The organism is Nonomuraea sp. NPDC005692, from assembly GCF_040631115.1.
In the GTDB taxonomy this organism is placed as follows: Bacteria; Actinomycetota; Actinomycetes; order Streptosporangiales; family Streptosporangiaceae; genus Nonomuraea.
In genome coordinates this window covers 164,373-179,423 of the sequence record NZ_JBEXYU010000011.1, presented here as the reverse complement: position 1 = coordinate 179,423, position 15,051 = coordinate 164,373, and the positions used below count along the sequence as shown (strand labels likewise).

16 protein-coding genes are annotated in these 15,051 nt (G+C 70.0%); 9 read left to right on the top strand and 7 right to left on the bottom strand.

Annotation, left to right across the window (positions count from 1 at the left end):
- The first annotated feature begins 85 nt into the window (after window positions 1–85).
- From ABZ459_RS23985 to ABZ459_RS23975, 3 genes are read left to right on the top strand one after another with little or no spacing between them, the layout of a single operon-like run.
- The gene (locus tag ABZ459_RS23985; protein WP_357973976.1) at window positions 86–964 is read left to right on the top strand and encodes an ABC transporter substrate-binding protein; all 879 of its coding nucleotides are present in this window, start codon (window positions 86–88) and stop codon (window positions 962–964) included.
- Window positions 965–981: 17 nt separating this feature from the next.
- The gene (locus ABZ459_RS23980; RefSeq protein ID WP_357973973.1) at window positions 982–1,821 is read left to right on the top strand and encodes an amino acid ABC transporter permease; all 840 of its coding nucleotides are present in this window, start codon (window positions 982–984) and stop codon (window positions 1,819–1,821) included.
- The gene (locus ABZ459_RS23975; protein ID WP_357973970.1) at window positions 1,818–2,561 is read left to right on the top strand and encodes an amino acid ABC transporter ATP-binding protein; all 744 of its coding nucleotides are present in this window, start codon (window positions 1,818–1,820) and stop codon (window positions 2,559–2,561) included. The genes ABZ459_RS23980 and ABZ459_RS23975 overlap by 4 nt, the downstream gene beginning before the upstream one ends.
- Here ABZ459_RS23975 and ABZ459_RS23970 read toward each other — a convergent pair.
- Window positions 2,558–4,027, bottom strand: coding sequence for an amino acid permease (locus ABZ459_RS23970; protein WP_357973967.1), 1,470 nt, complete (start codon window positions 4,025–4,027; stop codon window positions 2,558–2,560). The two genes, ABZ459_RS23975 and ABZ459_RS23970, sit on opposite strands and share 4 nt — an antisense overlap.
- 122 nt (window positions 4,028–4,149) lie before the next feature.
- The gene (locus ABZ459_RS23965; protein ID WP_357973964.1) at window positions 4,150–5,451 is read right to left on the bottom strand and encodes an MATE family efflux transporter; all 1,302 of its coding nucleotides are present in this window, start codon (window positions 5,449–5,451) and stop codon (window positions 4,150–4,152) included.
- Window positions 5,452–5,735: 284 nt separating this feature from the next.
- Between ABZ459_RS23965 and dnaB the strand changes: the two genes are divergently transcribed.
- Entirely contained in the window at window positions 5,736–7,091 is a 1,356-nt protein-coding gene (gene dnaB, locus ABZ459_RS23960; protein ID WP_357973961.1) for a replicative DNA helicase, read from the top strand.
- 104 nt (window positions 7,092–7,195) lie between these two features.
- A complete protein-coding gene (locus tag ABZ459_RS23955; protein ID WP_357973958.1) occupies window positions 7,196–7,651 on the top strand; it encodes a universal stress protein in 456 nt (151 codons plus the stop codon).
- Here ABZ459_RS23955 and soxR read toward each other — a convergent pair.
- Both soxR and ABZ459_RS23945 read right to left on the bottom strand, forming a co-directional pair.
- Entirely contained in the window at window positions 7,617–8,123 is a 507-nt protein-coding gene (soxR, locus tag ABZ459_RS23950; protein ID WP_352362238.1) for a redox-sensitive transcriptional activator SoxR, read from the bottom strand. The two genes, ABZ459_RS23955 and soxR, sit on opposite strands and share 35 nt — an antisense overlap.
- A gap of 9 nt (window positions 8,124–8,132) precedes the next feature.
- Window positions 8,133–8,564: an Lrp/AsnC family transcriptional regulator gene (locus ABZ459_RS23945; RefSeq protein WP_357973954.1), complete on the bottom strand. Its 432-nt coding sequence runs from the start codon at window positions 8,562–8,564 to the stop codon at window positions 8,133–8,135.
- Window positions 8,565–8,620: 56 nt separating this feature from the next.
- Between ABZ459_RS23945 and ABZ459_RS23940 the strand changes: the two genes are divergently transcribed.
- The gene (locus ABZ459_RS23940) at window positions 8,621–9,532 is read left to right on the top strand and encodes an SMP-30/gluconolactonase/LRE family protein (protein ID WP_357973951.1); all 912 of its coding nucleotides are present in this window, start codon (window positions 8,621–8,623) and stop codon (window positions 9,530–9,532) included.
- Window positions 9,533–9,537: 5 nt separating this feature from the next.
- Here ABZ459_RS23940 and ABZ459_RS23935 read toward each other — a convergent pair whose 3' ends face one another.
- The gene (locus ABZ459_RS23935) at window positions 9,538–10,269 is read right to left on the bottom strand and encodes an ABC transporter permease (protein ID WP_357973948.1); all 732 of its coding nucleotides are present in this window, start codon (window positions 10,267–10,269) and stop codon (window positions 9,538–9,540) included.
- Window positions 10,266–11,171, bottom strand: a complete 906-nt coding sequence (locus ABZ459_RS23930) for an ABC transporter ATP-binding protein (protein WP_357973945.1) — start codon at window positions 11,169–11,171, stop codon at window positions 10,266–10,268. Before ABZ459_RS23930 ends, ABZ459_RS23935 begins: the two co-directional genes overlap by 4 nt.
- A 109-nt stretch (window positions 11,172–11,280) precedes the next feature.
- Here ABZ459_RS23930 and ABZ459_RS23925 point away from each other — a divergent pair, with 109 nt between their 5' ends.
- The 3 genes from ABZ459_RS23925 (at window position 11,281) to dnaN (ending at window position 14,575) form a co-directional block, all read left to right on the top strand.
- A complete protein-coding gene (locus ABZ459_RS23925) occupies window positions 11,281–12,699 on the top strand; it encodes a histidine kinase (RefSeq protein ID WP_357973942.1) in 1,419 nt (472 codons plus the stop codon).
- Window positions 12,699–13,352 (top strand): response regulator transcription factor, encoded by a 654-nt coding sequence (locus tag ABZ459_RS23920; RefSeq protein ID WP_357973939.1) that lies wholly within the window; start codon window positions 12,699–12,701, stop codon window positions 13,350–13,352. The genes ABZ459_RS23925 and ABZ459_RS23920 overlap by 1 nt, the downstream gene beginning before the upstream one ends.
- Before the next feature lie 125 nt (window positions 13,353–13,477).
- Window positions 13,478–14,575 (top strand): DNA polymerase III subunit beta, encoded by a 1,098-nt coding sequence (gene dnaN, locus ABZ459_RS23915; protein ID WP_357973936.1) that lies wholly within the window; start codon window positions 13,478–13,480, stop codon window positions 14,573–14,575.
- Between the two features lie 7 nt (window positions 14,576–14,582).
- On the opposite strand, the gene ABZ459_RS23910 is transcribed toward dnaN, so the two are convergent.
- The gene (locus ABZ459_RS23910; protein WP_357973933.1) at window positions 14,583–15,038 is read right to left on the bottom strand and encodes a helix-turn-helix domain-containing protein; all 456 of its coding nucleotides are present in this window, start codon (window positions 15,036–15,038) and stop codon (window positions 14,583–14,585) included.
- Between the last annotated feature and the right edge of the window lie 13 nt (window positions 15,039–15,051).

Sequence of the window (15,051 nt, the reverse complement as noted above, 5' to 3'; positions counted from 1 at the left end):
CCTGGTGACCTGCGCACTTGATTCCTGATGGGGCCGCGTAGAATGCCTGCGTTCTTTGTGTGTGTTTCCCCCTGGAGGCTCTGCCATGGCCCGTTCCACGATGCTGCTCGCGATCGGTGTGCTCGCGGTAGGGGCCGTCGCATGTGCCCCGGCCGACCAACCGGCCCCCACGGCGACCGGTGCCGCGGCGACCGGCTCCGCGGCGGCCGACGCCTGCGCCAAAGACCAGCTCAAGCTCGTCAACGGCGGCAAGCTGACCGTCGGCACCGACAAGCCGGCCTACGAGCCGTGGTTCAAGGACGACGACCCGAGCAACGGCCAGGGGTTCGAGAGCGCGGTGGCGTTCGCGGTGGCCGGTGAGCTCGGCTTCGACCGGACCGAGGTGGAGTGGAGCACGGTCAAGTTCGACTCCGCGTTCGCGCCCGGGGCCAAGCAGTTCGACTTCGACGTCAACCAGGTCTCGATCAACCCCGACCGCGCCAAGGTGGTCGACTTCAGCAAGGGCTACTACACGGTCAAGCAGGCCGTCGTGGCGATCAAGGGCAGCAAGTTCGCCGAGGCCAAGAGCCTGGCCGAGCTCAAGGACGCCAAGTTCGGCGTCCAGGTGGGCACGACGTCGCTGGCCGGTGTCAGGGACGTCGTCAAGCCGACCGCCGAGCCCAACGTCTACAACGACCAGGTCGACGCCGTGAACGCGCTGAAGAACAAGCAGGTGGACGCGATCGCCGTCGACCTGCCCACCGCGTTCTACGTGACGGCCGCCCAGGTGGAGAACTCCAAGATCGTCGGCCAGTTCAGCTCGACGGGCGGCACCCCGGAGGAGTTCGGCCTGGTCATGGAGAAGGGCAGCGCGCTCAAGCCCTGCGTCGACAAGGCCGTCGACTCGCTGAAGTCGAAGGGTGAGCTGGCCAAGATCGAGCAGGAGTGGCTGGGCTCGGCGGCGGGCGCGCCCGAACTGTCGTGAGCCCGACCAGTAAGCCCGTGAGCGAGCACGTCCCCTCGCAACGGCAGCTTGAGCGCGAGCGTGTCCGCAGGTCGCGGGCGCGCCGCTCGGCCTCGATCGCGACGGCCTCGACGATCGTGTTCATCGTCCTGGTCGCCGTCCTGGCCACGAACTCGCCCGGCTGGCCCCGGGTCCGGGAGGCGTTCTTCTCGCCCGGGTGGTTCGTCGCCGCGTTGCCCAAGGTGCTGGAAGGGTTCCTGCTCAACGTCAAGATGTTCCTGATCGCCGAGCCGCTGATCCTGATCGTCGGGCTGCTGGTGGCGCTGGCCAGGGGCATCACCGCGCCCGCGTTCTTCCCGATCAGGGCCCTGGCCACGCTGTACACCGACGTCTTCCGCGGCGTGCCGACGATCCTGGTCATCTACCTCGTCGGGTTCGGGCTGCCCGCGCTGCGGTTGCAGGGCATCCCGACCGACCTGGCGACGCTGGGCGTGATCGCGCTGACGCTGTCGTACGGCGCGTACGTGGCCGAGGTGTTCCGCTCCGGCATCGAGTCGGTGCATCCGAGCCAGGTAGCCGCCGCCCGCTCGCTGGGCCTGAGCCACGTCAAGGCCATGCGGTTCGTGGTGCTCCCGCAGGCCACCCGCCGGGTCGTGCCGCCGCTGCTCAACGACTTCGTCTCGCTGCAGAAGGACACCGCGCTGGTGGCCACCATCGGGCCGCTGGAGGCGCTCAGGCAGGCCCAGATCATCGTCCAGGACAAGTTCAACTACACCCCCTACCTGGTCGCCTCGCTGGTGTTCATCCTGCTCACGATCCCGATGGCCAGGTTCACCGACCACCTGGCCGCCCGTACGCGCAGGAGGCGTGGCGCATGAGCCTGCTGACCATCGAAGGGGTGTGGAAGAACTTCCACGGCCACAGCGTGCTGCGCGGCATCGACCTGGAGGTGCGCGCGCACGAGGTCGTCAGCCTGATCGGCGCGTCCGGGTCGGGCAAGTCCACCCTCCTGCGCTGCGTGAACCTGCTGGAGACCGTGGACGACGGCGCCATCCACCTCGACGGCCAGGAGATCACCGACCCCCGCGTGGACGTCGACGACGTGCGCAAGCGGCTCGGCATCGTGTTCCAGGCGTTCAACCTGTTCCCGCACATGAGCGTGCTCGACAACATCACGCTCGCGCCCCGGCGGGTGCTCAAGACGTCCAAGGAACAGGCCGAGGAGCAGGCGCACGAGCTGCTGACCAGATTCGGGCTGGCGGCCAAGGCCGGCGCGTACCCCGACCAGCTCTCGGGCGGGCAGCAGCAGCGGGTGGCGGTCATCCGGGCGCTGGCCATGCAGCCGCGGCTGATGTTGCTGGACGAGGTCACCTCGGCGCTCGACCCCCAGCTGGTGGTGGAGGTGCTGGGGATCATCAAGGAGCTCAAGGAGACGGGCATGACGATGATCCTCACGACCCACGAGATGAGCTTCTGCCGCGACATCTCCGACACCGTGTGCTTCCTCGACGGCGGGGTGCTGGTGGAGAAGGGCCCGCCGGAGAAGATCTTCGCCTCGCCGGAGCAGCCGCGGACCAGGGAGTTCCTGCGCAGCGTGCTCGAATCCGGACGCCTCTAGCGGCGGTGGCGGCCCCGGCCGGGTTCGACCGGGGCCTCCCGCGGGGTGGCGAGCAGGCTGTGGCGGCGGCCGTACAGAAGGTAGACCAGCAGGCCGAAGGCCATCCACAGGACGAACCACGCCCAGGTGAGCAGCCGCAGGTTGAGCATCAGCCACAGCGTGGCGACCAGCGAGAGAGCGGGCAGCAGCGGCGAGAGCGGCACGCGGAAGCCGCGTTCCAGGTGCGGCATGCGCCGCCGCATCACGATCACCCCCGCCGCCACGAACAGGAACGCGAACAATGTCCCGATGACGACCAGTTCCTGCATGGTGAGCACCGGGACGAACTCGGCCAGCACGATCGCGACGAACCCGATCACCAGCGTCACCCGCGACGGGGTGTGGTACTTGCGGCTGACCGTGGCCAGGCCGCGCGGGATCAGCCCGTCGCGGGCCATCGAGAACAGCACCCGCGTCTGACCCACGATCAGCACCAGGATCACGGTCGTCAGCCCGAGCACCGCCCCCGCGTCGATGACGTGCACCATCCAGTCCACGCCCACGGCACGGAACGCGCTGGACAGCGGCGCGTCCCCGCTGATCTTCGTGTACGAGACCATGCCCACCATGACCAGCGCGACCGCCAGATAGATGACCGTGGCGATCACCAGGCTGCGGATCATGCCCTTGGGCACGGACTTCGGCGCGTTCACGCTCTCCTCGGCCGAGGTCGCGACGATGTCGAAGCCGATGTAGGCGAACGCGATCGCCGAGGCCGCGGCGAAGACGCCGAACCAGCCGAAGGCCAGGCCGTGCCCGGCGAAGAGCTCGATGATGGTCTGCGGACGGCCGGGCAGGGTCTTGGGCTCGACGTAGAAGTCGCCGTAGTTGGCCACGTCGATGTGGGTCAGGCCCACGACGATGACCGCCCCGATGGCCAGCAGCTTGGCCGACACCATGATCCACAGCGCCCGCAGCCCCACCCGCGCGCCGAGGGCCACGATGCCCGTGAGCAGCACCAGGATGACCAGGACGAGCACGTCGTCCACGCCTTGCGGCACCCGTACGCCGAAGTCGGCGACCGCCTTGACCGCGATGGACGCCCACGCCCTGGCCACCACCGCGGCGGCGAACTGCAGCTCCAGGATCAGCGCCCAGCCGATGATCCAGGCCCAGACCTCGCCGAAGATGACGTACGTGAAGGTGTAGGCGCTGCCCGACGTCGGCATCGTGGACGACAGCTCGGCGTAGCACAGGCAGGCGAGCAGGCACGCGATGCCGGCGATCATGAATGAGAGGATCACACCGGGACCGGCCATGGTGTGGGCCTGCTCGCCGGCGATGCTGAAGATGCCGGCGCCGATGATCACGCCGAGACCGAGAACGACGAGGTCGGCCGGGCGGTAGACCTCGGACAGGCTGTGCCGGGCGCCGGTGCGTAACCCGGTCGCCTCTGACGGTGGCAGTCGTCGAAGAATCGTGGACACGGAACACCCCGCTCAGGGAACTCGCCCACTCTGTCTCACCACTTGGACAACGGCAAGCACAGGACGATTACGGTGACCCGGCCTGTGGGCGTCCGAAGCGGTAACGCGGCTGGTCGGATCGGCTACGCGCCGGTCACCAGCCAGGCCGTGCCGGCCGCACGCCGTCCGAGGGTGATCAACCGGGCGATCATCCACACCCCGAGCGCGCACCAGAGCGCGACCACGCCGAACCCGGCGGCCATGAACGCCGCGGGCAGGTACGCCAGCGTCGTCCACACCCCGGCCCAGGCCAGGTAGCGCTGGTCGCCCGCGCCGATGAGCACGCCGTCGAGCACGAACACCACCCCGCAGATCGGCTGGAACAGCGCGACCGGCCACAACACGGCCAGGAGCTCGCCGGTCACGGCGGGGTCGGCGCCGAACAGGCCGGGCAGCAGCGGCCTGGCCGCCACGACCGCCACGCCGAGCGCCAGGCCCGACCACAGGCCCCACTGCATCATCCGCCTGGTCGCGGCCCTGGTGGCGACCGTGTCCCCGGCGCCCAGCGAGCGTCCGGTGATGGCCTGGCCGGCGATCGCGATCGCGTCCAGGGCGAAGGCCATCAGGTTCCACACCTGGCCGGCGATGGCGTACGCGGCCAGCTGGGCCTGGCCCATCCTGGTGGCGACCACCGTGCCCACGATGAGCACGATCCGCAGGCACACCGTACGGACGAGCAGGGCCAGACCGGCCGTACCGGCCTGCCGGACGCCCGCCAGGTCGGGCACGAGCGGCGTGCCGAGCCGTCGCGCGCCCCTGACCACCACGACCAGGTAGACGGCCGCGCCCAGCGTCTGGGCCAGCGTGGTGCCCCAGGCAGAACCGGCGATGCCCCAATGCAGCCCCAGCACGAACCAGGCGTTCAGCGCCGCGTTCAGCGCGAACGAGCCCACGGCCACCACCAGCGGCGTGACGGTGTCCTGGAGGCCGCGCAGCACCCCGGTGCCCGCCAGCACGACCAGCATGCCGGGCGCGCCGAGCAGGCTGATCCGCAGGTACGTCACGGCCAGCGCGGCCTGGTCGGGGCCGGCTCCGAACAGGTCCACCATGGCCGGCGCGAGCGGCCAGCCCAGGGCGATGAGCATGACGCCGATGGACAGGGCGAGCCAGATGCCGTCCACGCCGTTGCGCATGGCCCGCGCGTGGTTGCCGGCGCCGCTCTGCCGCGCCACGGACGCCGTCGTGCCGTACGCCAGGAAGACGCAGAGGTTCACCAGCGTCGCCAGGACGGCCCCCGCCACGCCCAGCGCCCCCACGGCCGTGGTGCCGAGGGCGTGGCCGACGATGGCGTAGTCGGCGAGCAGGAAGAGCGGCTCGGCGACCAGCGCGCCGAACGCCGGCAGCGCGAGCCGCAGAATCTCCCGGTCCTGGGGTGTAATGGGCATTTGTCTATTATGGCCATTACACGGCGTGTCGGGCCAACTTTCTTTCCTCCACAGTCGGTGGACACTGTTTGCCCAGGTCAGACGATGATCGGTGCATATCCGAAAGAGTTATCCCCAGGCTCGTCCACAGAGCTTTCACACCCTGGGCGCGATAGTGCACAGCTCGCCCACAGCGTTGTCCACAGGCCGCGTTGCCCTCGCGCGCCGAACCAGCGAAACTGTCACACCGGTCGGCTACAAGTGGGGGTGGTGCGACCGCCTGCAAGGTTGTTCGAGGGGGCGCGGTGAGCATTGACGAAGAGGGCGGCGGAGGCCCCGGTTTCGAGCGCACCCCGCCACACAACATCGAGGCGGAGCAGTCGGTGCTCGGCGGCATGCTGCTGTCGAAGGACGCCATCGCCGACGTCGTCGAGATCCTGCGGTCCGACGACTTCTACCGGCCCGCCCACCAGATGGTCTACGACGTCATCACCGACCTCTACGGCCGCGGCGAGCCCGCCGACGCCGTCACCGTCTTCGACGAGCTGCAGAAGCGCGGCGAGATGGCCCGGGTGGGCGGCGCCGCCTACCTCCACACGCTCACGGCGGTCGTCCCCACGGCCGCCAACGCCGGCTACTACGCCAAGATCGTGCGCGAGCAGGCGATCCTGCGCCGCCTCATCGAGGCCGGCACCCGCATCGTCTCCTTCGGCTACGGCGGCCAGAACGAAGAGGTCGACGACCTCGTCGACCGCGCCCAGGCGGAGATCTACAAGGTCACCGAGCGCCGCACGTCGGAAGACTACGCGCCGCTGGCCGACATCATGCCGGGCGCCCTCGACGAGCTGGAGGCCATCGGCAGCCGCGGCGGCCAGATGGTCGGCGTCCCGACCGGCTTCCAGGACCTCGACCAGCTCACCAACGGCCTCCACCCAGGCCAGATGATCGTCGTGGCCGCCCGCCCGGCCATCGGCAAAAGCACCCTTGGTCTGGATTTCGCACGTTCTGCGGCGATCAAGCATGGGATGACCACCGTCATCTTCTCGCTGGAGATGTCCCGCAACGAGATCACCATGCGTCTGCTGTCCGCCGAGGCCAGGGTCGCCCTGCACGCGATGCGCTCGGGCATGATGGGCGACGACGACTGGACCCGCCTCGCGCGCAGGATGAGCGAGGTCGCCGAGGCGCCGCTGTTCATCGACGACTCGCCCAACATGTCGATGATGGAGATCCGGGCCAAGTGCCGGCGGCTCAAACAGCGCAACGACCTGCGCTTCGTGGTCATCGACTACCTCCAGCTCATGAGCTCGCCGAAGAAGACCGAGAGCCGCCAGAACGAGGTCTCGGAGATCTCCCGTGCGATCAAGCTGCTGGCCAAGGAGCTGGAGGTGCCGGTCATCGCCATCTCCCAGCTCAACCGAGGCCCCGAACAGCGCACGGACAAGCGCCCCGCGGTCAGCGACCTTCGCGAATCGGGATCCATCGAGCAGGACGCCGACATGGTCATCCTGTTGCATCGCGAGGACGCCTACGAGCGGGAGTCGCCCCGGGCCGGTGAGGCCGACCTGATCGTGGCCAAGCACCGTAACGGCCCCACCGCCACGGTGACCGTGGCCTTCCAGGGGCATTACAGCCGTTTCGTGGACATGGCCCAGCACTAACCAGGTAAGCCTGGTCAAGGTGTGACAAACCAGACAGCGCGGAAGGGATGGCGATCGATCATCAGGGCGCTTTACCCGATGACTGAAGCAAAGGGGAGAACGCCATGACCATCCTGATCGCCTACGACGGCTCGGCCGACTCGCGCAGCGCCATCGAGTTCGCCGCCAAGCATCTGGCCGCCCAGCCGACCGTCGTCGTCACCGTGTGGGAGCCGCTGCTCGTACAGATCAGGAAGCACCCGATGGCGGCGGGGGCGATCTCCCCCGAGACCGAGACCGAGGGGCAGGCCCAGGCCGAGTACTACGCCAAGGAAGGCGCCGAGCTGGCCACGGCCGCCGGGCTGCCCGAGGTGAGCTACCGCGCGGTCGCCGACAACGAGTCGATCTGGAAGACGATCGTCGACGTGGCCGACGAGGTGGACGCCTCGCTCATCGTGACCGGTTCGCGTGGTCTGGCGGGGGTCAGGTCGGTGCTGCTCGGCAGCGTGTCCAACCATGTGCTGCACCACGCCCACCGGCCGACGCTCATCGTTCCGCCGGTTGCGCAGCCGAAGGCGTGACGCAGCAGACCTTGGGCGGGGACAGCCGGGTGTCCATGCGACGGGCGCCCGGTCCCTCCTCGCCGAGCCGGTCGCGGGGGTTGGCCACCGGGCACCGGTCGAGTGACAGGCAGCCGCAGCCGATGCAGTCGGTGAGGTCGTCGCGCAGCCGCTGAAGCTGCTCGATGCGGTCGTCGAGCTCGCCGCGCCAGGCGGCCGACAGCCTGGCCCAGTCCTCCCGGTTGGGGGTACGCCCGTCGGGCAGCTCGGACAGCGCGTCCTTGATGGTCGCGAGGGGGATGCCGAGGCGTTGCGAGAGCCGGATGAAGGCGACCCTGCGCAGCGTGTCGCGGTGGTAGCGGCGCTGGTTGCCGGCCGTGCGGCGGCTGGCGATGAGCCCCTTGGTCTCGTAGAAGTGCAGCGCGGAGACGGCCACGCCGCTGCGCTCGGCGAGCTGTCCGACCGTCAGTTCTCTGCTGTTCCAGGCGACCATACCTGAAGCTTACTTGAGGCTTCGTTCGAAGAACGTCTCCAGCACGACGACCGTCTGGGTGCCGGTCACGCCGTCCACCTCGAAGATCTGGCGCAGGACGTCCTGGAGCTCCTTGGTGCTGGACGTGCGCACCTTGAGCAGCAGCGACGCGGGCCCGGCGATGACGTGGGCCTCCTCGACGGCGGGGATCCGCGCCAGCAGGCCGGCGCTGTCGCCCATCCAGCTCGCGCCGTCCACCAGCACGTAGGCGGTCACCGTGCGGCCGAGGGCGTCCTGGTCCACCTCGATGGTGGTGCGCCTGATCACGCCGCGCTCGCGCAGCTTGCGTACGCGTTCGTGCGCGGCCCCGCTGGACAGCCCCACCGCCTTGCCGAGCGCGGCGTACGACTGCGTCGCGTCCTCCAGCAGCAGCCCGACCAATGTCCTGTCGATCTCATCCACAACCGAATGCTATCTGGTGAAATGTGTCAATGGTTGAATGCCGTATGGTGACCGCCATGGACACGATCCCCACCGAGTTCGAGGTTCTGGACGAGCGTTTCGCCACGATCGGCGGCGACGACCGGATCGAACGCCTCTACACGGGCACCCGTTGGGCCGAGGGCCCGGTCTACTTCCCGGCCGGTCGCTTCCTGGTCTGGAGCGACATCCCCAACGAGCGCATGCTGCGCTGGGACGAGATGAGCGGCGCCGTCGGCCCGTTCCGGCAGCCGTCCGGCTACACCAACGGCAATACCCTCGACCGCGAGGGCCGGTTGATCTCGTGCGAGCAGGGCAACCGCCGCGTCACCCGCACCGAGCCCGACGGCTCGATCACCGTCATCGCCGACCGCTGGCAGGGCAAGCGCCTCAACAGCCCCAACGACGCGGTCGTGCGCTCCGACGGCTCCGTCTGGTTCACCGACCCCCCGTACGGCATCACCAGCAACTACGAGGGCGTCGTGGCCGAGCAGGAGATCGACGGCTGCCACGTCTACCGCGCCGACCCGGTGACCGGCGAGGTGCGCGTGGTGGCCGACGACTTCGTCCGCCCCAACGGCCTGGCCTTCTCCCTCGACGAGAAGCTCCTGTACGTCGCCGACACCAGGGCCAGGCACCTGCGCGTCTTCGAGGTGCGCGAGGACGGCACGCTGTCGGGCGGCAGGGTCTTCGCCGAGGGCACCCAGGCCGACAACTTCGACGGCATGCGCCTCGACGACACCGGCCGCGTCTGGGCCGCGGCGGGCAAGGCGCTGCTCTGCTTCGACCCCGACGGCACCCTGATCGGCCGGCTCAGGCTGCCGGAGTTCACGGCGAACCTGGTGTTCGGCGGGCTGAAGAGGAATCGGCTGTTCATCGCCTCCTCCTCTTCGCTCTACTCCCTGATGACCAACGTCACCGGCGCCCGCCCGGTCTGGGCCCGCCGCTGAGGTCCCTACTCCCACCGGAACAGCCGCACGGCCAGGCCCCCGAACACCGCCAGCCCCGCGGCCATCACCACCAGGTGCAGGAGCTGGGGGCTCTGGCCCGCCCAGGTGTCCTTGAGCGCCTGGGCGAACGGCCCGGCCACGGAGAAGTCGCTGACCTTGCGCAGGGCGTCCGGCATCATCTCGCGCGGCAGCCACATGCCCCCGACGAACATCAGCGGGAACATCACCGCCGACCCGATCCCCGAGGCCGCCTTCCCGTTGGGCGCCAGCGCCGCGATCACCAGGCCGATGGCCATCAGCGCGGCGGTGCCGAGCAGGAAGACCAGCACGAACCCGAGCCACTGCCTGGGCGCCGACGTCCCGAACGCCGCCATCCCGGCCACGATCAGCACGGCCGTGGACACGGCCCCGACGGTCAGGTTGATCAGGAGCTGGACGGTCAGCAGCCGTCCTGGATGCACCGGCGTGGTGGACATGCGCCTGAGCACGCCCTGCTCCCGGTAGCCGGCCAGCACGGTGGGCAGCACGCTGCAGGCCAGCGTCAGCAGCGCGAGCAGGGTCATCATGGCCGGCATGTGGGCGTCCACCGACCGCAGCCCGGAGGTGTCGGGCTTGGTCATGTCCGGCACGCTGAGCCCCAGCACCAGTAGCAGACCGACCGGCAACCCGATGGTGAAGATCATGAACGGCCAGTCGCGCAGGTGCAGCTTGGCCTCCACGAGCAGGATCTTCGTCATGACAACTTCCTTCCGGTGAGCGCTAGGAACGCGTCGTCCAGGGTCGCCTGCTCGATGCGCAGGTCGGCGGGGATGATCTGGTGCTGGGCCAGGGCCAGCGTGACCACGTGGGCGAGGTTGCCGGTGCCGGACACCGAGACCTGCCCGCCGTGCCGGACGACCTCGCGCACCTCGGGCAGCGCCAGCAGCACGGCGTCGTCCAGCGGGCCGGAGGGGCGGAACCGTACGTGCTGCTCGGCCCCCACCTGGGCGATCAGCCCCGTGGGCGTGTCGGTGGCCACCACCTTGCCGGCGTCGATGAGCGCGAGCCGGTCGCAGAGCCGCTCGGCCTCCTCCATGAAGTGGGTGACCAGCACGATCGTCACGCCCGATTCGCGTACCTGCTCGATCAGCTCCCAGGTGTCCCTGCGGGCCTGCGGGTCGAGTCCGGTGGTCAGCTCGTCCAGCACCGCCACCCGCGGCCGGCCCACCAGCGCCAGCGCGACCGACAGCCGCTGCCGCTGGCCGCCGGAGAGGCTCTTGAAGGAGGCGTCCCGCTTGTGCGCCAGGCCGACGTGTTCGAGCAGTTGCCGCCAGTCGGCCGGGTCGGGGTAGAAGGAGGCGTACAGGTCCAGGGCCTCCCGCACCTTGATCTTCTCCGGCAGCGCGGCGCTCTGCAGCTGCATGCCGAGCACCTGGCGCAGCTCGTCCCGGTCGCGCCGCGGGTCCAGGCCCGCCACGCGTACGGTGCCGCCGTCCGTGGCGCGCATGCCCGCCACGCACTCCACGGTCGTGGTCTTGCCGGCGCCGTTGGGGCCGAGGATGCCGAAGATCTCGCCCTCGGCGACCTCGAAAGACACGTCGTCCACCGCGAGGTGGTTCGGATACTGCTTGCGCAGGTTCCGCACTTCGATCACCTTCATGGCATCGACGCTAGGAGCTGCGGGTTCTCCGGGGAATCTCGGTAGATGCCGGGCAAGGGTGTATCTAGGTGCAATGTCCCCGGCGGGGATGTTGGCGCAGACTGGGAGCATGCTTCAACGGTTCGGGCAGGTCGCGGTCTTGTTCGCGCTGCTGCTGGTCGAGGTGGCGCTGATCCCCCTGGCCGGCGCCATGATCACGCTGTCGTTCGCGCTGGGGATGGTCTTCTTCTTCCCGTGGCAGGCCAGGCTGGTCAGACGGACGGCCGAGCGCCACCGCCACCTGCTGCGCGCCTGGACCGGCGTCGAGATCGAGGCCCCCTACCTGCCCGAGCCGCCCCCGCCGGTCCCCATGGCCGACGGCCTCTACCGCGTCGACCGCACGCTGTACAAGTCGCCGCGCATGCCGGCCTGGAACGACCGGTTCAAGTGGCTGCTCACCGACCCGGCGACCTGGCGCGACACGCTCTGGCTGACGCTCGACCCGATCGTCAAGATCGGCCTGCTGCCGCTGTTCGTCCTGCTCCCGGCGCGCGGCCTGCGGCTGTACGCCCTCATGGTCCGCCTCCTGCTCGGCGCCACCTCCGCCAGCCGCCTGGCCTTCCAGGTCACCCATCTCAGGCAGGTGCGCAACCTCGCCGCCGACTCCCAGGCCGCCGAGATGCGCAGGATCGAACGCGACCTGCACGACGGCACCCAGGCCCGGCTGGTGGCCATCGGCATGACGCTGGGCGCGGTCGAGCAGCTCATCGACGACAACCCGGCCGCCGCCAAGGCCCTGCTGGCCAAGACCAGGGACGCCTCCGCCGAGACCCTGACCGAGCTGCGTACCGTCATCCGCGGCATCCACCCGCCGGTGCTGGCCGAACGCGGCCTCGCCGACGCCGTGCGCGCCCTGGCCATGGACAGCCCGCTGCGCGTCAAGGTGGACGTCGAGCTGCCCCACCGCCTGGAACCCCCGGTGGAGGCGGCGGCCTACTTCGCGATCAGCGAACTGCTCGCCAACGCCGCCCGGCACAGCGGCGCCGAGTCGGTGGCCATCGACATCAGCGTCAACGGCGCGGCCCTGCGCGTCACCGTCAGCGACGACGGCATGGGCGGCGCCGACCCGGCCAGGGGCAGCGGCCTGACCGGCATCGAACGCCGCCTGGCCGCCTTCGACGGCGTGCTCGCCCTGCACAGCCCGCCGGGCGGCCCCACCACCGTCGTCCTGGACATCCCGCACGTCCTCCCCGACCAGGCGGACCAGGCGAAGCTGCCCCCCAAGAAGGCCGCCACGATCGCCGTCCTGTACGGCACGGCCTGGTGCCCGCTCTTCCCGCAGGGCCTCGTCACGGCCATCTTCAAGGCGTTCCACATCGACGAGCGGAGCTGGTTCCTCGCCCTCTACCTGCCCGAGCCCCTGCAGTGGCCGATGATCGTGGCCAACATCGCCCTCGGGACCCTCATGTACATTGCGGCCATGCGCATCCGGCTCGTCCACAACAGAAGCCTCGTACTCGGCCGCGTCGGCGGCCTGGGGTCGTGCTGATGAAGCGGGTGCTCGTCGCCGAAGACCTCTACCTGCTCAGGGACGGCCTGGTCCATCTGCTGCAGGCGCACGGCTTCACGGTCGTCGCCGCCGTGGAGAGCGGCCCGGAGCTGCTGAAGGGCCTGCTGGAGCTGCGTCCCGACGTCTCGGTGGTCGACGTACGGCTGCCGCCCACGTTTACCGACGAGGGCCTCCAGGCCGCGCTGGCCGCCCGCGCGCAGCTGCCGGGGCTGCCCGTGCTGGTGCTGTCGCAGCACGTCGAGCAGCTCTACGCCCGCGAGCTGCTGGCCGACGGCTCGGGCGGCATCGGCTACCTGCTGAAGGACCGGGTGTTCAACGCGGAGCAGTTCGTCGACGCCGTGCGCAGGGTGGCGGAAGGCGGCACGGCGATGGACCCCGAGGTGATCGCCAAGCTGCTGGCCAGCAACGCCAGGAACGAGCCGCTGGCCGCGCTCACGCCCCGCGAGCGCGAGGTGCTGGAGGCCATGGCGGAGGGCCGCTCCAACGCCGCGATCTCCCAGCGGCTCTTCCTCAGCGAGAGCGCTGTCGCCAAGCACACGGCCGGCATCTTCGCCAAGCTCGGCCTGGCCCCCTCCGACGACGACAACCGCCGCGTCCTCGCCGTGCTCGCCTACCTGAACAGCCGCGCCTGACCGCCCTTCCGGTCCCACCAGGCCCATCGTGCACAGGGTGCCCAGCCGTGCCCGGACACAGCCGGAGTTGTCGGTGGGAGCGGCTATTTTCATAGAGGCACGGCGCGACGAAAGGGTGGATCCTCGTGAAGATCCGGGTTAACCGCGATGTACTGGCAGATGCGGTGGCATGGGCCGCCAGAGTCCTGCCCAGCCGCCCGGTGGTGCCCGTACTTTCCGGGTTGCTGCTGGAGGCGGGCGACGAGCTGACCCTGTCCGCCTTCGACTACGACGTCTCCGCGCGCGCCCTGGTCGACGCCGACGTGGCCGAGCCCGGGAGCGTGCTCATCCCCGGCCGCCTGCTCGCCGAGATCAGCCGCAGCCTGCCGGCCGAAGACGTCGAGATCGTCACCGAAGGTGCCGAGGCCGTGCTGACCTGCGGAAGCGCCGAGTTCGGGCTGATCACGATGCCGGTCGAGGACTTCCCGGCCCTGCCGACGATGCCCCCGAGCATCGGCGCGATCGGCGGCGGCGTGTTCGCCTCCGCCGTGAGCCAGGTCGCGCCCGCCGCCAGCCGCGACGACACGCTGCCGATGCTCACCGGCATCCGGGTCGACATCGAGGGCGAGTCCGTGGCGATGGCCTCCACCGACCGCTACCGCATCGCCGCCCGCGACTTCACCTGGCGTCCGGCCGCGCCCGACGTCGCCGTCTCGGCCATGGTGCCGGCGAAGGTGCTGGTCGAGGTGGCCAAGTCACTGCGCGGCGGCGAGGTGTCGGTCGCGATGGGCGACGGCGTGGCCGGGTTCGAGAGCGTCGGCCGCAGCACCACCGTGCGCCTGCTCGACGAGCAGTTCATCGACTACCGGGCCAGGCTGACCTCCGACTGGTCGATCAGGGCCGACGTCGCGGTGACGCCGTTCGTCAACGCGATCAAGCGGGTGGCCCTGGTGGCCGAGCGCAACACCGCGATCCGGCTGTCGTTCTCGCAGGGCCAGGTGCTGATCCAGGCGGGCGGCGGCGACATCGGGCGCGGCACCGAGGTGGTCCCCTGCGAGCTGCGCGGCGACGACATCCAGATCGCCTTCCAGTCGCAGTTCCTGCTCGACGGCCTGACCGGCATCGAGAGCGAGCTGGCCAGGATCAACATGGAGTCGCCGACCAGGCCCGCCCTCATCCAGGACGTGCCGGGCGACGCCCAGCCCGCCTTCCGCTACCTGGTCATGTCGCTGCGCCTGACCTGAGCGGCCGTCACTCCGCCGTGCCCGTCTGCCGCTCGGCGACCAGCTTGAAGACCCTCTTGAACTCCGCGTACGCCTGCTCGCCCACGGCCCGTGCGTGCGCGGCCTCCATCTCGGCGATGATCGCGTCCGACCTCGCCATGTGGTCCAGCGCCCTGTCCGTCGGCACGATCAGCTTGGCCCGCCGGTCCGCGGGGTCGGGCTGCCGCTCCACGTAGCCGAGCGCGACCAGCTCGTCCACCAGCGTGCCGATCACCTGCTTGTGCTGCCCCGACTGCGCGGCCAGGTCGGTCGCCCTGCTGCCCTCCTCGTCCAGGTAGGCCAGCACGGCGCCGTGCCGCGGCCGCAGCCCCGGATGCCCCTGCTCGGCCAGCTTGGCGAACAGGTCGCGCTGCAGGGCGAAGAGCGTGCGCCCCGCCAGGACCCCGAGATCTGGTTCGTCCTGCTTGCGATGACTCCTGCGCACGTGTCGGCCCTCC